This window comes from Devosia ginsengisoli (assembly GCF_024707105.1).
GTDB lineage: Bacteria > Pseudomonadota > Alphaproteobacteria > Rhizobiales > Devosiaceae > Devosia > Devosia ginsengisoli_A.
Window position 1 is genome coordinate 48,883 of the sequence record NZ_JANQAJ010000004.1, and the last position, 21,872, is coordinate 70,754.

Consider the following 21,872-nt stretch of genomic DNA (forward strand, 5'->3'; position numbering starts at 1 on the left):
AACGCAGAATCCAGGCGTTGCGGGTCTTGCGGGGAGAAAGCATCGCCTATCCGGCTGACAATCCATTCAGTCTGCGTTCAGAATGGCACCACGATGCTTGGCTCAAGTGTCAACCGACATAAAGGAAAAGAACAATGCGCCTTAGAAATTGGCTCCTGACCGGCACCAGCATCGGCCTCATGGCCCTGCTGCCGCTGACTGTGCGCGCGCAGGACGGTGATCTCGTCGCTGCGTACCAGGCCTATGCCGCCGCTCAGGCATCCGGTGACGCCGCCGCGCTCGAAGCAGCGCAAGCCAACCTGACCGAGCTCTGCATCGTGGCTGGCTATGCCAGCATCGACGAATGCATCGCCGCCGTATCCGCCGGCCCGGCGCCGGCCGAGGCCGCCCCGGCGCCTGAGCCCGTACCCAAAGCCGCGCCCGTGGAAGAGGCGCCTGTCGTCGAGGAAGCGCCGCCTGAGCCTGCTCCCGTCGAAGCGGCGCCCGAGCCCGCTCCCCAGCCGGAGCCCGCGCCTGCCCCCGAACCGGCTCCCCAGCCTGAACCGGCCCCTGCGCCTGAGCCAGCCCCTGCGCCTGAGCCAGCCCCTGCGCCGGCACCGGCTCCCGAGCCTGCCCCGGAGCCTGCGCCTCCCGTGGAAGCCGCTCCGGTTGAAGCCCAGCCCGCGCCCGTAGCAGAGGAACCCGCCCCGGCCGCCGAACCGGCTCCGGTTGAGGAGCCTGCCCCGGTCGAAGCACCCGCCCCTGCCCCGGCCGTCGATATCTCGGCTGACCTGCAGGTCCAGGTCGACCTCTACAATGCCGCCGTCGCCGACCTGATGTCCGGTGGCGACGCCACCGCTGCGCAGGCCCAGATTGCCGCGGCACAGGCCGAAATCGCGACGCTCTGCGCCGAGGTCGGCATTACCGACGTCAATGCATGCCTCGCCCAGTATGGCCTCGCGCTGCCGGCCGTGCCCAATCTGCCGGCTCCCGCCGAGCAGCCTGCTGCCGAACCGGCCCCTGCCGAAGAAACTCCTGCTGCAGAACCGGAGCAGCCTGCCGCGGAAGCGCCGGTTGACCCGACGACCCTGCCGGCAGAGCCCGTCGAGATCGTCGAGGACCTGCCCGAAGGCGTGACCCAGGAACAGCTCGCGCCCGTGCTCGACAGCGCCAAGGACGTCGAGGCCGATCCGGCAGCCGAGGTCGAGATGGAAGCCGAAGTAGCCGCCGAGCCGGTTGCCCCGCCGCCGGAAAGCGACGCTGCAGCACAGTCGGAAGCCATTCGTGAGTTTGCCGCCGAACCGGTTGCCGCCGAGCAAGGCACCGAAATCACGGCAACCGAGAACACAACGGTTAACCAGACGGTGGTGAACAACTACATCAACAACATCACGAACATCACCAACAACACGACGAACACCAACGTCACCAATAACGTGACCAACAACACGCAGAACAATATCGGCCAGCAGAACAACATCACCGTTGTCGAGCAGACCGCCGTTCAGCCTGTCAGCACCGGCGATATCATCACCCAGGTCATCCTGCAGGTCGGCACCCAGCTCGTGGTCAATTCCATCGGCCAGGATACCGATCGCTTCTACGATCCCCAGCAGGACGAGATCTTCTACGAAAACCTGAGCAACGGCCGCGTGCGTGAAGTCATCACCCGCCCGGACGGCAGCCAGATCGTGACGGTGCGCAACCGCAATGGCGACATTGTCCGCCGCTCGCGCATCACCCCGGATGGCCGCGAATACGTGCTGGCCTACTTCGATGACCGCTACAGCGAAGACCTGGTCGAATGGCGCGATCCGGGTCGGGACCTGCCCCCGCTGCGTCTCAACATCCCGGTTCAGGACTATGTGCTGGATGCCCGCTATGCCGACGAGAACGAAGTGGTGGACTTCTTCGCCCAGCCGCCGGTCGAGCAGGTCGCGCGCCTCTACTCGATCGACGAGGTCAAGCGTTCGGCCCGTATCCGCGACAGCGTGCGTCGGCTTGAAGTCGGCGGGCTGACCTTCGACACCGGTGCGGCCACCATCGGCCGCGACCAGGTCGGCGCCCTCTCGGCCACCGCCAATGCGATGCTGACACTGTTGCAGAACAATCCGGGCGAGACCTTCCTCATCGAAGGCCACACCGACGCGGTGGGTTCGGATATCTCCAACCTGCGCCTGTCGGACCTGCGTGCTGCCACCGTGGCTCGCATCCTGACCGACTTCTACGGCGTGCCGCCGGAAAACCTGGCTACCCAGGGCTATGGCGAACGCTACCTCAAGATCCGCACCGAAGCGGCCGAGCGCGAAAACCGTCGCGTCACCATCCGCCGCATCACGCCGCTGATCACCGTCGCCAGCAACTGACGCTGCCGAGCCGACACCGAACATGGGAAAGGCCGGGCCCAGCGCCCGGTCTTTTCTTTGGGCCCATCTGGCCACTCAGGGCCAAAAAAATCGGCCGCAGCGATAAAGTTTTTTGTCGCGCCGCCCCTTCGCGCGGATTTCAGTACGCCGCGTGGGGTCACCAACCAACTGAATCAAAAGCGCTATTTTTGCTGCGACAATCCGCGCACAGCGTGATCACGCTTTCGGGAACGAAAACAAAAAGCCCGCGTTTCTTTGCCATACGGTGAAACAAAGGAGCGAACTCATGGCTATCCCTGAACGCGATACCGTTTATACCAACGACGGCAACCGGACCGTCTACACCCGCGAAAGCAGTGGTACCGGCTGGTTCGTCGGCATCATTGTTGCCCTGGCCCTGCTGGCCATCGGCTACCTGGTGTTCTCTGCCAATTCGGGCCCGTCGACTTCGGTCGATGTGAACGGCGCCCCGGTGACTGAAGCCCCGGTCGATCCGACCCTGGCCCCGGCTCCGATGACTGAAGCCCCTGCGGCTCCGGCCACTGACGCCGCCCCCATGACTGAGGCCCCGGCCGCTCCGGCGACCGATGCGGCTCCCATGACCGAGGCTCCGGCTCCTGATGCCGCCCCGGCTACGGAGGCCCCCGCTACCGAGGCCCCGGCCGCTGAACCTGCCGTCTAACAACGGCAACAACTAGCCTCCCCCGATATTGCCAGCCCTCCCTCTGGCAATATCGAAAAGGAGACCCCGGCCGCCCCGCCGGGGTCTTGCTTTTTGGGCTCGGCAATACGGCTCCCGCGCCTTGCGCAGGACCATTTGCATCCCCATTTGCAGGGGCAACAAAGAAGGGAGCCCCCATGTTCAATATCGACCAGATCGTCAAAGCCCTCCAGACCGACCCCAATGCCCAGCGCACCGCCATGACCGGTGCCGCGGGCCTCGCCGCCGGCATGCTGCTGAGCGGTGGCGGCTTGGGCAAGCTTGCCGGCAATGCCGTCAAGATCGGCGCCGTCGCGGCCGTTGGCGGCCTCGCCTACAACGCCTGGCAGAACTACCAGAAGAACCAGCAGGGCACCCCCGTACCAACCCAGGATGCCTTCATTCCATCCGCCGGCGATATCAACGCCCAGGAAGAACTCGGCAAGTCGCTGGTCCGCGCCATGATCGCTGCCGCCAAGGCCGATGGCCGCATCGACGCTGACGAGAAGGAAGCCATCTTTTCCAAGCTCGAGAGCATGAACCTGTCTGCCGAGGAAAAAGCCTGGGTCTTCGACGAGCTCTCCAGCCCGCTGGACATCAACGCTGTCGTTGCTCGCGCCGACACGCCCGAGCACGCCACCGAAATCTATGCGGCCTCACTGGTCGCTATCACAGCCGACACGGCCTCGGAACGCGCCTATCTCGACGCGCTGGCCTCCAAGCTGACACTGGCTCCCGCCCTCGTGGCGGAAATCCACAAGGCCGCCGGCGAAAAGGCGCCCGAACCGGCAACGGCTCCCGCCGCGCCCTTTGCCTATACGCCTTCCGGCAGCAACGTCTGATTCCAGCCGCGCGCTCATGGGCGCGCGGTTACATCGCTGTGCGTTCTTGATCGCGCTTGGCCGGCAAGCCATCTGTCACTCAACCAGGAGTCACCCAGATGGAACTCGGACTTTATTCCTTCGCCGAAAACACGCCCGACCCGCTCAACGGCGATGCGCTGCAAAGCCCCGCCGAGCGGCTGAGCGACCTGCTCGAAGAAATCGAGCTGGCTGATCAACTAGGCCTCAGCTTTTATGGTCTCGGCGAACATCATCGCCCCGATTTCGTGGCCTCTGCCCCCGTGACCATTCTTGCCGCAGCCGCTGCGCGCACGAAATCCATCCGCCTCTCCACGGCGGTCACCGTGCTGAGTTCGGAAGACCCGATCCGTGTCTGGCAGCAATTCGCCACGCTCGACCTGCTGAGCGATGGCCGCGCCGAAATCATGGCCGGACGGGGCTCCTTCGTCGAAAGCTTCCCGCTCTTCGGCCTAGACCTCAACGATTATGACAGCCTGTTCGAGGAAAAGCTCGAACTGCTGCTCAAGATACGCGAAGGCGGCAAGGTCGCCTGGCCGGGTAGTCAGCACACCAAGCCCATTCCCGGCCTCGACATCTATCCCAAGCCGGTACAGGATCCGCTGCCGGTCTGGATCGCCGTTGGCGGCACACCCAATTCGGTGGCCCGCGCCGCCTATTACGGCCTGCCGCTGATGATCGCCATCATCGGCGGCCAACCGCAGCAATTCGCACCATTGGTGCAATTCTATCGCGACACCGCCGAGAAGGTCGGCCGCGAGCCCAAAACCCTGCCGGTCGGCATTTCTTCGCACGGCTTCATCGCTGTCGACGGCCAGGACGCCCGCGACATCGCCTTCCCGGCTCACAGCGCCGCCATGAGCCGCATTGGCAAGGAACGCGGCTGGCCTCCGACCACCCGCGCCCAGTTCGACGCTGGGGCTACCCCGCAAGGCGCTTATTTCATGGGCTCACCGCAGGAGATCATCGACAAGATCCTGATGCAGCACGAATGGTTCAAGCATGACCGCTTCGGCCTGCAATTGAGCGTCGGCACCCTGCCTCACGACAAGGTCATGAAGGCCATCGAACTCTATGGAACCGTGGTGAAACCGGCGGTGGACAAGGCGTTAAGCTGATATCTGCGCTAGTTGCGCAGGTCCACAGCGAGGTCGCGGACCCGCTGGCTGACATCGCGGCCAGCGGGATAACTGCACCGCAATCCCTCGACTGCGGCCATTTTGGTCCAAAGCAGCAATTCTATGGAAAATGCCTCGACGCCGGACTGAAACGCATAGCTGGCCGTGACCCAGTCCAGCCCTGAAAATGAAACCAGCTCGGGCCCTGACAAACGATCCCCACCCAACATGTCGCCGGGGTCGAGATCGTCGCGATCACTCATGGTTGCGGCGACCATGGCATAGTCCATCTGGCCCCATGGCAGATGATCTGTTTTCGTCAGGTCTGCTGGCCGTAGGCCCTTGGCCCCGGGATGTGAGAACGTGACACAAACCACCCGGTCCTTGGCGCACTCATCCTCGCAGACATAGCGCTCGGCGCCGACAAAGCCTGTCTCGGTGCGCACCCATCCTTCCTGTGCAAAGACCTCGGTGCTTCCAAGCATCAGGATCAGGACGGCTTGTAGCCGTTTCATTTCCCCGAACGCTTGATCGTCTTGATCTCCAGCGGCGGCAGGCCTGACTTTTCCGAAATCGCACGATCCTGCTCCTCGATAGCAGCCTTGGCCGGCTCATCGCCATCGAGGCCACCGAGCAGGCTGGCATCCACCTTGCGGTTGGAGCGCTGGCTGCCGTCTTCGTAGATCACGTCGAACATCACGAATTCGCTGCGTGCTGTGGGTTTCTTGGCCATTGATATTCTCCTGTGCGAAAAGCCGGCCCCGCAGGACATGTGTCCGCGGGCTCCGGCAATACTGAAATTTGCGATAGTCCGGCTTAGCGGAAGATGCCTTCGCCTTGCTCGTCGATGATCTGCCGACCCTTGCTCAATGCCAGGGCCACCAGGTCGTCGCGGGAACTCATGCGGTCGGCGCGGATGAAACGATAGGTCTTGAGTTCGCCACCGACATCCTTCTCGATCGTGCCGGCCAGTTGCAACTCGCTGCCCGCCTTCATCTCGATCGCCTTGATGAGGAAGCCCTTGTAGCTTTCCTCGCCCAGCGCCTTGTCGCCTTCCGGCTCACTGCTCGACGAACCGCCACCGAACAGGTTCTTCCAAAACGACATGGCTCGTCTCCTTCTCGTTGGTCAGCGCCTGCGGCGGACCGGCAGCGGCAATTGCAACTCGCCGCGTTTTTCCATTTCCTCGCGCAGCCAGTCCGGCGAGATATCGAAGTGGTTCGGCCAGGTCGGCACGCCGTTCTTCAGTTCGACCGTGCCAAAGAACCGCCGATCCCGCAACGGCTCCGTACCCTCGCCCCGCTCCCCGATCATCGGCGCCGCATCGAACGTGCCGTATGATCCATCGGAAAACGCCACCACCAGCCGGAACGGCACGATGGCACGAATGCTGGTGAGCTTGAGGCGCGGAACGGCCATGTGAGCCGTCCCCTAGTTGTCCAGGAAGCTCCGCAGCTTCCGGCTCCGGCTCGGATGCTTGAGCTTGCGCAGGGCCTTGGCCTCGATCTGGCGGATGCGTTCGCGGGTCACCGAGAACTGCTGGCCGACTTCCTCGAGCGTATGATCGGTGTTCATGCCGATGCCGAAGCGCATGCGCAGCACGCGTTCCTCGCGCGGCGTCAGCGACGCCAGCACGCGGGTCGTGGTCTCGCGCAGGTTCGATTGGATGGCCGCATCGATCGGCTGGATCGCATTTACGTCCTGGATGAAATCGCCGAGGTTGGAATCCTCCTCGTCGCCGATCGGCGTTTCGAGCGAGATGGGCTCCTTGGCGATCTTGAGTACCTTGCGGACCTTGTCCAGAGGCATCTGCAGCTTTTCGCTGAGTTCCTCGGGAGTCGGCTCGCGGCCGATTTCATGCAGCATCTGCCGGCTGGTGCGAACGATCTTGTTGATCGTCTCGATCATATGCACCGGAATACGGATGGTGCGGGCCTGGTCGGCGATCGAGCGGGTGATTGCCTGCCGGATCCACCAGGTCGCATAGGTCGAGAACTTGTAGCCGCGGCGATATTCGAACTTATCGACCGCCTTCATCAGGCCGATATTGCCTTCCTGGATCAGGTCGAGGAACTGCAATCCGCGGTTCGTGTACTTCTTGGCGATGGAAATCACGAGGCGCAGATTGGCCTCGACCATTTCCTTCTTGGCAATGGCGGCTTCCCGCTCGCCCTTCTGCACCTTGTGCACGATACGGCGGTATTCGGCGATGTTGAGGCCGGTTTCGCTGGCCAGCGTCGCCACGTCGCCGCGGATTTCGCGGATCGTGTCGGCTTCTCGGCGGGCGAATTCGGCCCAGCCCTTGCCCTCGAAATCGGCAAGGCCGGTTTCCCAGGCGGGGTTCACTTCCTGGCCGTAATAGCTTTCGAGGAACTTCTCGCGCTTGACGCCATAGCTTTCGGCCAGGCGCAGCAGGCGTCCTTCCAGCTTCACCAGGCGCTTGTTGATGTCATAGAGCTGCTCGACCAGGCTTTCGATACGGCTGGCATTGAGCGACAGCGACTTGACGTCGGTGATGACATCGCCGCGCAGCACATCGAGCTTCTTGGTATCGGCATCCGAAACCGAGGCAGACAGGTCCTCGGCGTGGCGATCCTGCATCTCGCGCATCTGCCCATAGGCATTGGCGATGCGGTCGAAGGTTTCCACCACCTGCGGCTTGAGTTCGGCTTCCATCGCCGACAGCGACAGGGCGTTCTCGAATTCGTCGTCGTCGTCATCGGGCGCCGGGTCCTGTGGGGCCTCGGGCTCTTCGGGAACGTAGTCGTCGTCTTCGCCGCCTGATGCCTTCTTGGGCGCCGGGGCCGGCTTGGGCTTCTCGACAACGGTTTCTTGTCTGGGAGCCGCATTGAGGCTCACCATGTCCGGTGCCGGAGCCGCCTGCTTGGCGTCGGGGCCGGCATAGGTGGCTTCAAGGTCGATGATGTCGCGCAACAGGATTTCGCCCTGGGCGAGCTGCTCGCGCCAGATGATGATGGCCTGGAAGGTCAGCGGGCTTTCGCAGAGGCCCTCGATCATGGTCTCGCGACCGGCCTCGATACGCTTGGCGATGGCGATTTCACCCTCGCGGCTCAGCAGTTCCACCGAGCCCATTTCGCGCAGATACATGCGCACCGGATCATCGGTGCGGTCCGATCCGGCCTTGGTATTCGACGTGGTGGAAACGGCGGTGCCGGAAGTCGGGGCCACTTCCTGGCCCTGGTCTTCCTCTTCCTTCTCGACTTCGGTCTCTTCGACCTCGTCTTCATCGACGACATTGATGCCCATGTCGGAGAACATGGACATGAAATCTTCGATCTGCTCGGACGACACTTCGTCCGAAGGCATCACGGCATTGAGCTCTTCATAGGTCACATAGCCACGCTTCTTGGCGACCTTGATGAGCTTTTTTACCGCGGCGTCGGAAAGGTCGAGCAGCGGGGAATCGTTCGTCGCCTCGGGGGCGCCGGTTTCCGGCTTCTCGGTATCCTTGGTGGTCTTGGGTGCTGCCTTGGTGGCCATCTGGTACTCCGTCGGAACCCGCGATCGCACGGGTCCGGGTAAGGCTTAAGTGGTGACACCTCAAGGCAAGGTAAAGGTTTGGTCACTCAGGCGTTAACGTCCTGGCTGCGACCAAGGTTCGCCTCGGATGACTTCACATATCGCCATATGCAAAATCGCGCGTACCCGCGGGCTTTTTCGGGTCATCCCCTAAAAGCTGCGTGTCGCGCGTCCCGATAACGAACCGAATCCTTCGATCAATGCCTCTGTGCCATCGACAGTGGTAATCTGGTTCTTGATGTCCCGCAGCCTTTCAAAGGTTTCTTCGCTCGGGTCTTCGCCCAGCGCCGCTTCGGCTGCCTTGAGTTCCCTATTTAGCTGAACTTTCTTGTTATGCAAGGCCAGTGCGTGACTCAATCCGGTCTCGGCATCGACCAAAGCGATTTCCGAGGCGATCTGCCACACGCCCTGGCGGGCCAGCACATCGCTCATCTTGTCCAGCGCCGGCCCGTGTCCGCGCACGCCCAAAGCCGCCTTCAGGTCGTCGCCCGAGATGTCGTGGTGACGCACCACCAGGCTCAGAATTTCGTTCATCACTTTTTGCGCTGTCGGCGTTTCGAAATCGAGCGCCGCCAGTGCCTCGAACTTGTCCTCGACCAAAGCCGGATGGTTGACCAGGCTCAGGATGATCGCCGCCTCGCGCGGCGTCGCCTCGGCCATGGCGCCCGGCTTGAGCAGCCGCGAATTGCGCAAGGTGTCGGAAACGACGAGCCGCGGCGTGCCGCCGCGCGGATAGCCATAGGCCCCGCTCTGGCCATAGCGCTGCTGCCCGCCGCGCGGCTCGAACCGGTTCTGCCGTACCGGTGCGAAAAAGGCCCGCAGCTTCTCGTCGAACGCCTGCGCATAATGGAAGCGCACCGAACCGTCCTGAATGCCATTGGCACGTTCCCGCAGTCGCGCCTGCAGCGCAGCCCGCGCCTCCGGCGTCTCGGGCACCAGCCCGCCCGTCTCCATGCTCCAGATCACGTCCGACAGGCTTCGCGCCCGCTCGATCACATCGGCAAAGGCACCCCGGCCCTGCGCCTTGATCAGATCGTCGGGGTCCTGCCCTTCCGGTAGCGTGGCGATACGCACGGAAAAGCCCGGCCTGAGATGCGGCATCACCAGGTCCGCCGCCCGCTCCGCCGCCTTGAGACCGGCCTTGTCGCCGTCAAAGCAGAGCACCGGCGAATCCGTCATTCGCCACAGCAATTGCAGATGCTCTTCGGTCAGCGCCGTTCCCAGCGGCGCCACCGTGCCCTCGAAGCCCGCCGCCACCGCGGCGATCACATCGAGATAGCCTTCCACCACGACGACCGTGCTGCCATCGCGCGCGGCCTGCCTCGCGGTCTGCCCGTTATAGAGCGTCTGCCGCTTGTGGAAGAGTTCGGTCTCGGGCGAATTGAGATATTTTGCCGGCACGTCGGCCGACATGGCGCGGCCACCAAAGGCGATGACCCGCCCGCGAAAATCCATGATCGGAAACATGACGCGGTTGCGGAACCGGTCATAGGTCAGCGGATCGTCGTCGCGGCTGGTCACCAGCCCGGTATCCACCATGTCCTGCGCCGAAACCCCGTTGGCTGCCAGATGCTCCTTGAGCCCGTTGCGACTGTCCGGTGCGAAGCCGATGCGGAAGCGCGTCTGGCTCTGGGCCGAAACCCCGCGCTCCAGCAGGTAACCCCGCGCCCGCGCGCCGATATTATGGCTCAGCGCCGCCTCGAAATATTTCGTCGCCAGTTCCATGACGTCGATCAGGCTCTTGCGCTCGGCCTCGCGCTTTTCCTGGCGTTCATCGCGCGCCGGCATCGGCACGCCGGCCATGCCGGCCAGCTTTTCCACCGCCTCGGGAAAGCTCATCCCGGCCTTTTCGGTCAGGAACTTGAAGTGGTCGCCCGATACCCCGCAACCGAAGCAGTGATAGATGCCGCGTCGGTCATCGGCGTGAAAGCTCGGGCTTTTCTCGCCATGAAACGGGCAGCAGGCCCACATGTCGCCCTTGCCCGGCTGGCTCTTGCGCTTGTCCCACATGACATGCTCGCCCACTACCTGCGTAATCGGCAGGCGCTGACGGATTTCATCGAGGAACTGATCGGAAAAGCGCATGGGATGTTAAGTAAGCATTCGGGTCGTCCGAGTCACGGGCCCATGACTTATCCACAGCAGGAGTTTCCGGTGGCCATCCCCAGCAGGTTTCCCTTCCGGCTCTTCGCGGCGCTGACCGTACTGCCCGCCCTGCTGATCGGCGGCGTATTGTGGTACCTCTCGAGCCTGCTGCCCGGCTGTGAGACTGCCGAGCATGACCGACTGACCTCGCCCGACGCCAGCTTCGATCTGGTGATATTCTCACGCAACTGTGGCGCCACGACCGGCCTGAACACGCAGGCAGCACTCATCCCCGCGGGCGATGAGCTGCCCGACGACGCCACCAGCTTCGTCTCGATCGGAGCCGAGGCAGACTTTGATCCACGCTGGGACGCCTATGGCAATATCGAACTGACCCTGCCGGCAGACGCCACTATCTACCGGCAGGACGATGCTGTTGCCGGCATCGCCGTCATCTATCGCTGAGGCTCAGGCCGCCTTGCTGCGCTGATAGAGCCGCCAGGCCCAGCCGAACAGGCCGAAGGCGAAGAACACCAGCAGCACGCCGCCGAAGATGACCCCGATCGAGGCGCTAAGCAGCGGGAAGAACAGGAAGACCAGGCCCAGCAGGATGTAGGAAATGCCCGAGAGCACGACCGGCCAGATGCGCGCATAGCTTTCCCGCTCGCGCACAACGACCCAGATCTGCATGATGCCCACCACCAGCGCCGCGATACCGACCAGCGTCGACAGGAACGTCACGGTAAAGATTGTCGCCAGCAACGGGCTGATCAGGATGAGAACACCCAGGATCAGCGACAGCGCATTCGACACCACGTCGAACCAGTAATTGCCGCTCTTGCCGCCCCCGAAGGTCAGGCTCCACAGGCCCAGTGCACCGTCGATCACCAGCAGGATGCCGCCGGCCAGCACCAGCACGGTCAGAGCCTCCCCCGGCCAGATGATGGCATAGAGCCCCGCCAGCAGCATCAATATACCGCGCAACGCCGTTGCCAGCGCAAACCGTCTCTTCGTCTCAGCCGAAACCGTCATTGTCGCCTCCTCAAGGACTCGCCGCTTGTCCGCAAAGCAGTTTAGCCTAGCCAGCGGCGCTGCCAAGCCGCCGTCCATTTAAGATTATCTATAGCGCGCGCAGCAATTTGTTGATTGCGACCGGCCCGTCTCCATGGTTTGAGACCTCTTCAATCGAGGCCCGCCTGACGGCGGTTGATTCATGTCGCTCCCGCTCATTGCCCTGTTTCTTGCCGCTTTCGCCTTCGGCACGGCTGAATTCGTCATCGCCGGCGTGCTGCCGGATGTGGCTCTTGGCCTCGGCGTCACCATTCCGGTCGCGGGCTATCTTGTCACCTCCTATGCCATCGGCATCGCCATTGGCGGCCCTTTGCTGGCCGTGGCAACCAAGAAACTGTCGCGCAAGACGCTGATCCTGTTGCTGGGTGGCGTTTTCACGGTCGGGCAGGCGCTCTGCGCAATAGCGCCCAGTTTCGAACTGCTGCTGGTAGCCCGCGTGCTCGTTTCGGTGGTCCATGGCACCTATTTCGGCATCGCCGCCATTGTCGCGGTCGGCCTCGTTCCCGCCGACAAGCGCGGTTTTGCCGTGGCGCTGATCCTGTCCGGCCTCACCGTCTCCAACATATTGGGCGTGCCCGGCGGCACGGCCATCGGCAATGCGCTGGGCTGGCGTGCCACCTTCTGGGCGGTTGGCGCCCTTGGTCTGCTTTCAACCCTCGCCATCGCGATATTCTTGCCGGCCAATACCGGCGAAACCGCGACTGGCGGCAGCTTCCTGCGCGAGTTCAAGGCCCTCGCCCGCCAGCAGATCGTGACTTCCCTGGCCATCGCTCTCCTGACGATGATCGGGCAATACAGCCTCTTCACCTATATCGCCCCGTTATTGCTCGAGGTCACGGGCCTCGACACCGCCACCCTGCCCTGGATGCTGCTGCTCTACGGCGTCGGCTCCACCATCGGTGTATTCATCGGCGGCCGCCTGGCCGATTGGAAGCTGATGCCTTCGCTGATCGGCATCCTCGCCACCCAGGCGCTGGCCTTCACCATCGTCTATCTGGTCAGCCCCAACCCACTGGTCATGACCGTTGCGGTCCTGTTCTGGGGCGGCGTCAATTTCGCCTTCGGTTCCCCCCTGCAGTCGCGCATCCTCACCTGGGCGGCCGATGCCCCCAATCTGGCCTCGGCGCTCATCCCGTCCTGCTTCAATATCGGCATCGCCATCGGCGCCGTGCTGGGCGGGACCCTGCTCGAAGCCGGCTTCGGCTATCGCAACCTGCCACTCATCGGAACCGCCGCGCTCGTCCTGGCGCTGCTGATCGCCATCGGCTCCTACCTGGCCGAGCAGCGAGCTGCACCTGCCATACCAGATGCAGCGGAATGAGCCGACTAAACACCGATCAAAACTAACGATTTGGTGACCAAGTCCGGTGTCAATGCCCACCCAGCAATTCTTCTTTCTGTAAGCCGCACCATATTGGCGGAAACGGCAGGACGGCGCGGACAGCTCGATGATCGACAACAGCACATTGATGATAGCCATCGCATTCTCAAGCGGTGCGCTGATGCTGACGCTGGTGCTGAGCTGGCTGAATGCCCGTCATGACGGCCACCTGATCAGTTGGGCCGCCGGCATGGCCTTCGTCGTCATCGCGCTGGCCGCACTCGGCCTGCGCAATGGCCGTTACGACATGCTCATGCAGTTAGGCCCCTTTTCGGCGCTGATCTCGGGGATGGCACTGATCCATGTCGGCATCTGCCAGTTCCGCACCGGCCGGGCGCGCGTGCTTCCCGCGGCACTGCTGTGGGTAGTCGCCATGCTGGCGACAGGTCTGCCATTTTTCATGGGCCTGTCCGGCGTCGGCACGATCGCGCTCAATCTCTTCTGCGCCATCTATATGGCCCTGTGCGGGTATCAATATTGGGCCGGCCGCGCCGAAGCCCCCGTTCCGTTGCTGACCGCGGCAGTCCTGTTCGCGCTGACCGGCATCTCGTTCCTCGCCTGCGCAGTGCTGCTGGTCATAGAAGGCCGGTTCGTGCTGACGACGCCACCCAATAACTGGGCCGAGGCGTTTAACTCCATCATGGCCATTATCGGCCTCACCGGCATCGGCGCGCTGTCGCTGACACTCAACCAGTCCCGTGCCGCAAGGCGCCACCGGCTGGAAGCCCAGACCGACTCGCTGACCGGGCTGCTCAACCGCCGCGCCCTGTTCGACCGTTTCGGCAAGGCCGAACTGCCTGTCGGCACCGCGGTCCTGATGTTCGATATCGACCATTTCAAGCAGATCAACGATCGCCAGGGCCATGCGGCCGGTGACGCCGTGATCCAGCAATTCGCCGCCATCCTGCGCCAGAACCTGCGCGACGACGACAGCATGGCCCGGATCGGGGGCGAGGAATTCTGCGCCGTGCTGCAACCGATGCCCGTCGATCAGGCCAAGCTCGTTGCCGAGCGTATCCGTACCGATTTCGAGCAGGCCGCGGTGCGGCTGCTGTCCGAGAATATCCGCTCGACCGTCAGCGTCGGCGTGGCCACCAGCGGCGCCGACGAATCGTTCTCGTCGGTGCTCAACCGCGCCGATTCCGCGCTCTACAAGGCCAAGGACAACGGCCGCAATAGGGTCACGGCCGCTGCCCTGCGCCTCATTGCCTAGGCACTGAGCGCTGCCCGTACCTTGCCGCTCGCCTTGCCGAAGTCGATGCGGCCCGGATAGTCGACCTTGAGCTGGGCAATGACCTTGCCCATGTCTTTGGGGCCTTCGGCTCCCGTCGCAGCGATGGCCGCGGTGATCGCCGCATCGACCTCTTCCTCGGTCAGTCCTTTGGGCAGGAACTCGTTGAGAATGTCGATCTCTTCCTTTTCCACAGTGGCGAGGTCGGCGCGGCCGGCCTGCGCATAGATGGCAAAGCTCTCTTCGCGCTGCTTGACCATCTTCTGCACGATGGCGAGGATTTCCTCGTTGGTCGCCGGACCGCGATTCTCGGTGCGGATGGCGATATCCTTGTCCTTGATCGCGGCGGTGATGGCCCGCAGCGTCGCCGTGCGGCGCTGGTCGCGGGCCTTGAGGGCCGTCTTGAGGCCCTCGCTGAACTGTTCGCGCATGGCTATCATCCTCTTGCTATGCATTTTGTGCGGCCCATATAGGCACAATAAGCCGCCTGCGCTACTTGCGCCGGACGCGACAGGCTTCTAAAGGGAAGCCTCAACCGACATATCGCGAGCGTGGTCAGGAAAAGTTGCGAGACTTTCCCGGTTCGGCCGCGCGACCATTTGAAACCAACCCCTGGAGGCCCACCGTGACCGGCTGGCAGCAATCCCCCGCGACCGCTCTTCTGATCCTTGCAGACGGTACGCGCCTGGAAGGCCGCGGCATCGGAGCGGTTGGACACGCCGCCGGCGAAGTGTGCTTCAACACCGCCATGACCGGCTATCAGGAAGTTCTCACCGATCCCTCCTATGCGGGGCAGATCGTCACCTTCACCTTCCCCCATATCGGCAATGTCGGCACCAATGACGAGGATATCGAGACGGTCAACATGGCCGCCCTGTCCGGCGTCCGGGGTGTCGTGCTCAAGGCCGACATCACCAATCCGTCGAACTATCGCGCCGCCGAAAAGCTCGATGCCTGGCTCAAGAAGCGCAACATCGTCGGCATATCGGGCATCGACACCCGCGCCCTGACCGCGCAGATCCGCGAACACGGCATGCCCAACGGCGTCATCGCGCACGAGCCGACCGGCATGTTCGACGAAGGCTCGATCGCTGCCGAACTCAAGGCCTTTCCCGGCCTCGAGGGCCTCGATTTGGCCAAGGAAGTCACCACGGCCCAGACCTATCACTGGGACCAGACCGGCTGGCAGTGGGACAAGGGCTATGGCAAGCTCGACAAGCCCGACTTCCATATCGTGGCCATCGACTACGGCGCCAAGCGCAACATCCTGCGTTGCCTGGCCGACCAGGGCGCCAAGGTGACGGTCGTACCAGCAACGGCCACCGCTGCCGATGTGCTGTCGCACAATCCCGATGGCATTTTCCTCTCCAACGGCCCCGGCGATCCGGCCGCGACCGGCAAATATGCCGTGCCGACCATCCAGAAGCTGATGGAAACCGGCAAGCCGATCTTCGGCATCTGCCTCGGCCACCAACTGCTCGGGCTGGCGCTGGGCGGCACCACATCCAAGATGCATCAGGGCCACCACGGCGCCAACCATCCGGTCAAGGACCTGACCACCGGCAAGGTGGAGATTACCTCGATGAACCATGGCTTTGCCGTGGACAAGGCAAGCCTGCCCGCTGGCGTCACCGAGACCCATATCTCGCTGTTCGACCAGTCCAATGCCGGCCTCAGTGTCGAGGGCAAGCCGATCTTCTCGGTGCAGTATCACCCCGAAGCCAGCCCCGGTCCGCGCGACAGCCATTACCTGTTCACACGCTTCCTCAACCATGTCCGTGCCCAGAAGGGCATGGAACAGCGTTCAGAACACGCCGCGCCCGCGGCCTGAGCCATGGCCGTCGCACTGTTTTCGGCGGCGGACCGTCCCGACCTGGTCGCGGAGGCCGAGGCCATGGGTGGCGAGATTTGGCCCGCCTGGCTCGATACGGCGGCTTTGCGGGCCTATTGGCCGTCGCTGTATCAGGGGCAACTGGCGAACTATCAGACCATCGCGGTAGATGAGGCTGTTGGCAAGGTCGTGGGCCTTGCCAACAGCGTGCCCTTTCCGCGCGGCGACAGCCTGCCTGATACCGGTTGGGACTGGGTGCTGGAACAGGGTGTGCTGGCCGCCCGCTCCGGTGGTTCCGTCAATGCCCTCTCCGCCCTTTCCGTCGCCATCCGGCCGGAGCAGCGCGGCACGGGCCTGGCCCAACGCCTGCTCGAAGCCATGAAGCCGCCGGCCCGTGCTGCCGGCCTGGGCAGCATGGTCGCCCCGGTCCGGCCCACGCTTAAGGCGGCTTATCCGTTGCAGGATTTTGCCACCTATTGCGCCTGGCGCCGCGCGGACGGCACGCCGTTCGATCCGTGGCTGCGCACGCATGAGGCCATGGGCGCCAAAGTGATCGGCCCGGCCATGGCCTCGCAGACCATTACCGGCACGCTGGAACAGTGGCAGCGCTGGACCGGGATGCGTTTCCCGGCCAGCGGTCGCTATGCCATTCCGGAGGCCCTTGCTCCGCTCGACATCGACCTTGCGGCCGATCGCGGCGTCTGCCTTGAACCCAATCTGTGGATGGAACATCCGCTCTAGCTGCCCCCGTGCTGGCGACCAAGCATACCCCGCCGCGGGGACGGCGGGGATAACGTGATGCGCGGGAGCCTTTTTTCACCTCTCCCCGGAGAGGTGAAAAGCGTCAGACACTTCCCGAAAATGTGTCGCAATCGCCCGGATTACCGGACGTATAGCCACGCTCGAACCAGGTCTTGCGCTGCGCCGAAGTGCCATGATTGAAGGTCTTGGGCACGGCAAAGCCCTGCATGCGCTTCTGCAGCGTATCGTCGCCGATCTGCTCGGCGGCGTTCAGCGCCTCCTCGACATCGCCATTATCAAGCAGATCCTCCTGCCCGGCATAACTGGCCCAGACGCCGGCATAGCAATCGGCCTGCAATTCCACCCGCACCGAATAGGCATTGGCCTCTTCCTGGCTCATGGCGGCACGGCGCTGGTTGAATTCGGGCAGCACGCCGGTGATGTTCTGGATGTGGTGACCGATTTCATGCGCCAGCACATAGGCCTGGGCGAAATCGCCCGGCGCGCCGAACTGATCGCGCAACTGGTCGTAGAAGCCGAGGTCGATATAAACCTTTTGGTCGCCGGGGCAGTAGAATGGCCCGGTGCTCGAATCGGCAGCGCCGCAGGCGGTGTTGACCGCATTGGAGAACAGCACCACGGTTGGCTCGGGATAGTTCTGGCCAGACGCCTGGAAGACGTCCGTCCACAGATCTTCGGTCTCCTTGACCACCACCCCGACAAAGTCGCGCAATTCGGCCTGTTCGCCGCTGGTGGGCAACTGGCTCGATGAACTGGCCGACGGACTGCTGGTGGTGCTCGATCCGCCAGTAAGAATATCGATCGGGTTGGTGCCGGTGACAGCCCAGATGATGCCCAGCACCACCACGATACCGACAATGCTGCCAATGCCGCCGCGCGACCCGCCGCCGGTGGGAATGCGGATGCCGCCTCCACCCCGGCCGAACGGACTGCCACCCAGTCCGCCCAGACCGCCGCCGGTCTGACCGCGCCGATCCTCGATGTTGGAACTCTGCTCGCGCCCACGCCACTTCATGGTGATATTCTCCGATAGATACCCCAGCCTAGCAACAAGCCGGGCCGATGCAATCGGTTCCGATAGGCAAGTTAAGGCGCCGCCTGGATTGCGGTTATCGTGACAGGCCGCATGCCAAGATGGCAGCGGGCGGACCCCGAGACGGCTTTCGCCCCTGAGTAATTTAATAGTGAGACGCTCGCCGTCTCGGAGTGCCGGTTTTTGGAACTGTACGGGGGTCGCGCACACGCTTCCGCCCGGACTCGAACCTGTGGGAGAGGCAAAGCCCCCGCCCGGCTCACCCCACCACTGTTCGCCTGCAGGCCGCCGCGCGGGGTGATGGAAGGAGTGTGCGCGTGGTTTCAGGCAGGAGGAGAAGATGGATAAGTCGGTGTTCGTGACTCCACCCCCACCCTCACTCCCTCCCCACAAGGGGGAGGGAAGCCTGGCCGGCGCTCGCGAAGATATTCGAGATGATCCTTGAGGGTTGCTCTGGCGCCTCCCTCCCCCTTGTGGGGAGGGAATGAGGGTGGGGTGTTTAGGCACGATCCACCTCGCGGCTGTGGCGCGATCTCGGGATGGGTCCCGGCTCAAAGCCGGGATGACATCGGGGGCGGGGGAGCGTCTGTGCACGCACGCACATCAGAAACAGACTGTCATCGAACTGTCATAAATTGACCACCCGGTCAAAATTCCATAGCTTCACTGTGCCGCCGTCATTCCACCGTCACCTATCGGCGGCAAGAGCAAGCGCGCTCCACTGGGAGCGTCACGCAGGGCCGTGGGCCCAACGTCCGGGAGCGCGGCGCCCCCGGGATACTGTTCAGCCAATGAACGCTTCAGGGAGACATCAATGAATTTCCTGCCAAAGATTTCTCGACGGACTTTCCTCGCGGGCTCCGCGAGCGTGGGGGCCATGGCCGCCATGCACCCCTTCGCCGCGCTGGCCCAGGCCAACCAGGCGCATCTGCGCATCATGGAAACGACTGACCTGCATGTCGCCGTCTTTCCCTATGACTATTATGCCGACGCCCCCAACGACACGATGGGTCTGGCGCGCACCGCCTCCATCATCGAGGGCATCCGCGCCGAGGCCGGCAATTCGATGCTGGTCGACAATGGCGACATCATCCAGGGCAACCCGATGGGCGACTACATCGCCTATGAAAAGGGCCTGGAGGACAACGTCCACCCGATCATCGCCGCCATGAATACGCTGGGCTACGAGGCCGCGACTTTGGGCAACCACGAATTCAACTATGGCCTCGACTATCTCGACACGGCGCTGTCAGGCGCCACATTCCCCTTCGTTTCGGCCAATCTGGTGCGGGGCGAACTGGCCGCCGACCCGCTGAGCGACGACACCTATATCGAGCCCTACCTGATCGTCGAAAAAGAACTGACCGACGGCTCGGGCGCCACCAAGACGATCAAGATCGGCCTGATCGGCTTCCTGCCGCCCCAGATCATGACCTGGGACGCGACGCACCTGACCGGCAAGGTCAATACCCGCGATATCGTCGAGACCGCCACCGCCTATGTGCCGAAAATGCGCGAAGAAGGCGCCGATATCATCGTCGCGCTCTCCCATTCCGGCATCGCCGCCGACCAGACCACCGGGGCCGAAAATGCCTCGCTGCAACTGGCTGCGGTCGAAGGCATTGACGTGGTCCTGACCGGCCACCAGCACCTGGTTTTCCCCGGCCCCGATTATGAGGGCGTCGAAGGCGCCGATATCGAGGCCGGCACGCTGAGCGGCAAGCCCGCCGTGATGGCCGGCTTCTGGGGCTCGCATATGGGCCTGATCGACCTGCTGCTGGAGCAGGATGCCGATGGCAAGTGGACTGTGGTATCGCATACCTCGGAAGCCCGCCCGATCTTCGAGCGTGTCGATGGCGCGGTGCAGCCGCTGGTCGCGGACGAAGCCGAAGTGGTCGCCGCTGCCCAGGCCGACCACGACGAGACGCTGGATTATGTGCGCCGTGCCGTGGGCGAGACGTCGGCGCCGCTGCATTCCTATTTTGCGCTCGTTGCCGACGATCCGTCGGTGCAGATCGTGAGCCAGGCGCAGACCTGGTATATCGAGCAGATGCTTGTTGGCACCGAGTGGGAAAGCCTGCCGATCCTTTCGGCGGCGGCTCCGTTCAAGGCCGGCGGCCGCGGCGGCCCGGACTATTATACCGATGTGCCTGTTGGTCCGGTCGCCATCAAGAATGTCGCCGACCTCTATCTCTATCCCAACACCATCCAGGCCGTGGTCGTGTCAGGCGCCGAGGTCAAGGACTGGCTGGAGCGCTCGGCCGGCATCTTCAATCAGGTGGAAAAGGGCGCCCAGGATGCGCCGCTGATCAACCTCGATTTCCCGTCCTACAATTTCGACGTGATCGATGGCGTGACCTACAAGATCGACCTCACCCAGCCGTCGAAATATTCCAGCGACGGCAAGGAAGTGGCCAATCCCGACGCCAATCGCATCATCGAACTGATGTATGATGGCGCCCCGGTCGATCCGGCGGCCAAATTCGTCGTCGCCTCCAATAACTACCGCGCCGGCGGCGGTGGTTCCTTCCCCGGCACCGGGGCCGACCACATCATCTTCAAGGGTCCCGATACCAACCGCGACATCATCGTGCGCTTCATCGTCGAGAATGGCACGATCAACCCATCGGCCGACAGCAACTGGTCGCTCGCCCCGATCGGGGACACGACCGTGCTGTTCGCCACCGGCCCCAAGGCGGCCGAGCATGTGGCCGATGTCACGGCGGTCAAGATCGAGGCAACCGGCGACACCGACGCCGATGGCTTCGGCCTCTATCGCATCGCGCTCTAAGGCTAGCGCTGGCAATCTGGCGGGGGAGCCGTTACGGCTCCCTCGTTGTGTTTGAGGGGATGACCATGCGGACGATACTGGCAGGCGCATTGCTGCTGATGCTGGCTTTGCCCGCCTGGGCCGAAGTGCCGCTCACCGGCTATTTCACCGCCACATCCGCCTGCCCGGCCTATCAGTCGATCAACCGCCAGACCAATCCGGGTGCGGTGATGACCCAGCCCGGCCGGGCCTATGACCTGGTCGCCGGCAACACGGCGCGGCCCACTCATCTCTGGATCGTCATACCCGGCGCCGAACCCGAGCGCCGCTGGGTCGCGGTCGATTGCGGCACCCGCGCCACCGATGCCGAGGGCCGGATCGCCGAGCCGCCGCCAGCCGCGCCGGCCCCCACCTATCGCGGCACGCAATATATCCTGGCGGTCAACTGGCAGCCGGCCTTCTGCGAGACCAGCCCGCGCAAGCCCGAATGCCGCGACCAGCAGGCGGGTGATTTCGAGGCCACCAATTTCACCCTGCATGGCCTGTGGCCGCAGCCGCGCGACAACGAATATTGCAACGTGCCGGCCCGCGAGCGCCAGGCCAGCCAGAGTGGCGACTGGCGTGCCCTGCCCCGCCTGCCGCTGAGCCCCGGCCTGCAGCGCGATCTCGACGAAGCCATGCCCGGCACGCAATCGGCGCTGGAGCGCCATGAATGGACCAGGCACGGCACCTGTTATGGAACGACGGCCGAAGAATATTATGCCGATGCGCTGGATCTTTTGCTGGCGCTCAACACCTCCGATGTGGCGGAACTGTTTGCCAGCAATATCGGCCGCAAGATCACCCTGCGCCAAGTGCGTGAGGCCTTCGACACCGCCTTCGGCCCCGGCGCGGGCGAGCGCGTGCGCATGGCATGCGCGCCGGATGGCAACCGGACCATCATTACCGAATTGACCGTCGGCCTCACCGGCACCATTACCGGCCCGGATGACTTCGCCGCCCTGATCGCCGCCGCCAACCCGACCGAGGGTGGCTGCAATTCCGGCATGGTCGATCCGGTGGGGTTGCGCTGACGGCAGGCACCAAAATCTTAACGCTGCCGATTCACGGGCGGGAAAGGCCGGGGGGATAGGCTTCGCCCGGTT

At 63.6% G+C, this 21,872-nt stretch carries 20 protein-coding genes; 11 read left to right on the forward strand and 9 right to left on the reverse strand.

Annotated features, from left to right (window positions below; genetic code table 11):
• Positions 1 to 134 precede the first annotated feature (134 nt).
• From NVV79_RS01115 to NVV79_RS01130, 4 genes are all read left to right on the forward strand, one after another.
• Positions 135 to 2,345 carry an OmpA family protein gene (locus NVV79_RS01115; protein ID WP_303985398.1) on the forward strand — a complete coding sequence of 737 codons (2,211 nt, stop codon included), beginning with the start codon at positions 135 to 137 and terminating at the stop codon, positions 2,343 to 2,345.
• Between the two features lie 286 nt (positions 2,346 to 2,631).
• Entirely contained in the window at positions 2,632 to 3,027 is a 396-nt protein-coding gene (locus tag NVV79_RS01120; protein WP_303985400.1) for a hypothetical protein, read from the forward strand.
• A gap of 176 nt (positions 3,028 to 3,203) precedes the next feature.
• Positions 3,204 to 3,887, forward strand: a complete 684-nt coding sequence (locus NVV79_RS01125; protein WP_303985402.1) for a tellurite resistance TerB family protein — start codon at positions 3,204 to 3,206, stop codon at positions 3,885 to 3,887.
• Positions 3,888 to 3,985: 98 nt separating this feature from the next.
• A complete protein-coding gene (locus NVV79_RS01130; protein ID WP_303985404.1) occupies positions 3,986 to 5,023 on the forward strand; it encodes an LLM class flavin-dependent oxidoreductase in 1,038 nt (345 codons plus the stop codon).
• 8 nt (positions 5,024 to 5,031) lie between these two features.
• Here the strand turns inward: NVV79_RS01130 and NVV79_RS01135 are convergent, their stop codons facing one another.
• The 6 genes from NVV79_RS01135 to dnaG all read right to left on the reverse strand — a co-directional run bounded on the left by NVV79_RS01135 (position 5,032) and on the right by dnaG (position 10,648).
• Positions 5,032 to 5,538 carry a hypothetical protein gene (locus tag NVV79_RS01135; RefSeq protein ID WP_303985406.1) on the reverse strand — a complete coding sequence of 169 codons (507 nt, stop codon included), beginning with the start codon at positions 5,536 to 5,538 and terminating at the stop codon, positions 5,032 to 5,034.
• A complete protein-coding gene (locus NVV79_RS01140; RefSeq protein ID WP_303985408.1) occupies positions 5,535 to 5,756 on the reverse strand; it encodes a hypothetical protein in 222 nt (73 codons plus the stop codon). The genes NVV79_RS01135 and NVV79_RS01140 overlap by 4 nt, the downstream gene beginning before the upstream one ends.
• An 83-nt stretch (positions 5,757 to 5,839) precedes the next feature.
• A complete protein-coding gene (locus NVV79_RS01145; RefSeq protein WP_303985410.1) occupies positions 5,840 to 6,130 on the reverse strand; it encodes an HlyU family transcriptional regulator in 291 nt (96 codons plus the stop codon).
• Between the two features lie 21 nt (positions 6,131 to 6,151).
• A complete protein-coding gene (locus tag NVV79_RS01150; protein ID WP_303985412.1) occupies positions 6,152 to 6,442 on the reverse strand; it encodes a DUF2442 domain-containing protein in 291 nt (96 codons plus the stop codon).
• Positions 6,443 to 6,454: 12 nt separating this feature from the next.
• Complete coding sequence (rpoD, locus tag NVV79_RS01155) at positions 6,455 to 8,524, reverse strand: RNA polymerase sigma factor RpoD (RefSeq protein ID WP_303985414.1); 2,070 nt, start codon at positions 8,522 to 8,524, stop codon at positions 6,455 to 6,457.
• A 189-nt stretch (positions 8,525 to 8,713) separates the two neighbouring features.
• Positions 8,714 to 10,648 carry a DNA primase gene (dnaG, locus tag NVV79_RS01160; protein ID WP_303985416.1) on the reverse strand — a complete coding sequence of 645 codons (1,935 nt, stop codon included), beginning with the start codon at positions 10,646 to 10,648 and terminating at the stop codon, positions 8,714 to 8,716.
• 69 nt (positions 10,649 to 10,717) lie between these two features.
• On the opposite strand from dnaG, the gene NVV79_RS01165 reads away from it, so the two are divergent.
• Positions 10,718 to 11,113 carry a hypothetical protein gene (locus NVV79_RS01165; protein ID WP_303985418.1) on the forward strand — a complete coding sequence of 132 codons (396 nt, stop codon included), beginning with the start codon at positions 10,718 to 10,720 and terminating at the stop codon, positions 11,111 to 11,113.
• Positions 11,114 to 11,116: 3 nt separating this feature from the next.
• Here the strand turns inward: NVV79_RS01165 and NVV79_RS01170 are convergent, their stop codons facing one another.
• Positions 11,117 to 11,680 (reverse strand): HdeD family acid-resistance protein, encoded by a 564-nt coding sequence (locus NVV79_RS01170; protein ID WP_303985420.1) that lies wholly within the window; start codon positions 11,678 to 11,680, stop codon positions 11,117 to 11,119.
• 181 nt (positions 11,681 to 11,861) lie between these two features.
• Here NVV79_RS01170 and NVV79_RS01175 point away from each other — a divergent pair, with 181 nt between their 5' ends.
• Together NVV79_RS01175 and NVV79_RS01180 are read left to right on the forward strand one after the other, a co-directional pair.
• Entirely contained in the window at positions 11,862 to 13,040 is a 1,179-nt protein-coding gene (locus tag NVV79_RS01175) for an MFS transporter (protein WP_303985422.1), read from the forward strand.
• Between the two features lie 127 nt (positions 13,041 to 13,167).
• Positions 13,168 to 14,313, forward strand: a complete 1,146-nt coding sequence (locus NVV79_RS01180; RefSeq protein WP_303985423.1) for a diguanylate cyclase — start codon at positions 13,168 to 13,170, stop codon at positions 14,311 to 14,313.
• Here NVV79_RS01180 and NVV79_RS01185 read toward each other — a convergent pair.
• Positions 14,310 to 14,762 (reverse strand): GatB/YqeY domain-containing protein, encoded by a 453-nt coding sequence (locus NVV79_RS01185; RefSeq protein ID WP_303985425.1) that lies wholly within the window; start codon positions 14,760 to 14,762, stop codon positions 14,310 to 14,312. The two genes, NVV79_RS01180 and NVV79_RS01185, sit on opposite strands and share 4 nt — an antisense overlap.
• A 194-nt stretch (positions 14,763 to 14,956) precedes the next feature.
• Between NVV79_RS01185 and carA the strand changes: the two genes are divergently transcribed.
• Both carA and NVV79_RS01195 read left to right on the forward strand, forming a co-directional pair.
• Complete coding sequence (carA, locus tag NVV79_RS01190; protein ID WP_303985427.1) at positions 14,957 to 16,162, forward strand: glutamine-hydrolyzing carbamoyl-phosphate synthase small subunit; 1,206 nt, start codon at positions 14,957 to 14,959, stop codon at positions 16,160 to 16,162.
• A gap of 3 nt (positions 16,163 to 16,165) precedes the next feature.
• A complete protein-coding gene (locus NVV79_RS01195) occupies positions 16,166 to 16,903 on the forward strand; it encodes a GNAT family N-acetyltransferase (RefSeq protein WP_303985429.1) in 738 nt (245 codons plus the stop codon).
• Positions 16,904 to 17,006: 103 nt separating this feature from the next.
• Here NVV79_RS01195 and NVV79_RS01200 read toward each other — a convergent pair whose 3' ends face one another.
• On the reverse strand, positions 17,007 to 17,939 hold the full coding sequence (locus NVV79_RS01200) for a neutral zinc metallopeptidase (protein WP_303985431.1): 933 nt from the start codon (positions 17,937 to 17,939) through the stop codon (positions 17,007 to 17,009).
• A gap of 832 nt (positions 17,940 to 18,771) precedes the next feature.
• On the opposite strand from NVV79_RS01200, the gene NVV79_RS01205 reads away from it, so the two are divergent.
• Together NVV79_RS01205 and NVV79_RS01210 are read left to right on the forward strand one after the other, a co-directional pair.
• The gene (locus tag NVV79_RS01205) at positions 18,772 to 20,748 is read left to right on the forward strand and encodes a bifunctional 2',3'-cyclic-nucleotide 2'-phosphodiesterase/3'-nucleotidase (RefSeq protein WP_303985433.1); all 1,977 of its coding nucleotides are present in this window, start codon (positions 18,772 to 18,774) and stop codon (positions 20,746 to 20,748) included.
• A gap of 65 nt (positions 20,749 to 20,813) precedes the next feature.
• Positions 20,814 to 21,800, forward strand: a complete 987-nt coding sequence (locus NVV79_RS01210; protein ID WP_303985435.1) for a ribonuclease T — start codon at positions 20,814 to 20,816, stop codon at positions 21,798 to 21,800.
• Positions 21,801 to 21,872: the final 72 nt, after the last annotated feature.

Bases quoted from the DNA above. Each gene is read 5' to 3' on its own strand.
- NVV79_RS01195 (WP_303985429.1), top strand. From the start codon at position 16,166: ATGGCCGTCGCACTGTTTTCGGCGGCGGACCGTCCCGACCTGGTCGCG.
- NVV79_RS01205 (WP_303985433.1), top strand. From the start codon at position 18,772: ATGAATTTCCTGCCAAAGATTTCTCGACGGACTTTCCTCGCGGGCTCC.
- NVV79_RS01135 (WP_303985406.1), bottom strand. From the start codon at position 5,538: ATGAAACGGCTACAAGCCGTCCTGATCCTGATGCTTGGAAGCACCGAG.
- NVV79_RS01200 (WP_303985431.1), bottom strand. From the start codon at position 17,939: ATGAAGTGGCGTGGGCGCGAGCAGAGTTCCAACATCGAGGATCGGCGC.
- NVV79_RS01115 (WP_303985398.1), top strand. From the start codon at position 135: ATGCGCCTTAGAAATTGGCTCCTGACCGGCACCAGCATCGGCCTCATG.
- rpoD (WP_303985414.1), bottom strand. From the start codon at position 8,524: ATGGCCACCAAGGCAGCACCCAAGACCACCAAGGATACCGAGAAGCCG.
- NVV79_RS01180 (WP_303985423.1), top strand. From the start codon at position 13,168: ATGATCGACAACAGCACATTGATGATAGCCATCGCATTCTCAAGCGGT.
- NVV79_RS01130 (WP_303985404.1), top strand. From the start codon at position 3,986: ATGGAACTCGGACTTTATTCCTTCGCCGAAAACACGCCCGACCCGCTC.
- dnaG (WP_303985416.1), bottom strand. From the start codon at position 10,648: ATGCGCTTTTCCGATCAGTTCCTCGATGAAATCCGTCAGCGCCTGCCG.
- NVV79_RS01125 (WP_303985402.1), top strand. From the start codon at position 3,204: ATGTTCAATATCGACCAGATCGTCAAAGCCCTCCAGACCGACCCCAAT.
- NVV79_RS01140 (WP_303985408.1), bottom strand. From the start codon at position 5,756: ATGGCCAAGAAACCCACAGCACGCAGCGAATTCGTGATGTTCGACGTG.
- NVV79_RS01150 (WP_303985412.1), bottom strand. From the start codon at position 6,442: ATGGCCGTTCCGCGCCTCAAGCTCACCAGCATTCGTGCCATCGTGCCG.
- NVV79_RS01145 (WP_303985410.1), bottom strand. From the start codon at position 6,130: ATGTCGTTTTGGAAGAACCTGTTCGGTGGCGGTTCGTCGAGCAGTGAG.
- NVV79_RS01175 (WP_303985422.1), top strand. From the start codon at position 11,862: ATGTCGCTCCCGCTCATTGCCCTGTTTCTTGCCGCTTTCGCCTTCGGC.
- NVV79_RS01185 (WP_303985425.1), bottom strand. From the start codon at position 14,762: ATGCGCGAACAGTTCAGCGAGGGCCTCAAGACGGCCCTCAAGGCCCGC.
- NVV79_RS01120 (WP_303985400.1), top strand. From the start codon at position 2,632: ATGGCTATCCCTGAACGCGATACCGTTTATACCAACGACGGCAACCGG.
- NVV79_RS01170 (WP_303985420.1), bottom strand. From the start codon at position 11,680: ATGACGGTTTCGGCTGAGACGAAGAGACGGTTTGCGCTGGCAACGGCG.
- NVV79_RS01210 (WP_303985435.1), top strand. From the start codon at position 20,814: ATGCGGACGATACTGGCAGGCGCATTGCTGCTGATGCTGGCTTTGCCC.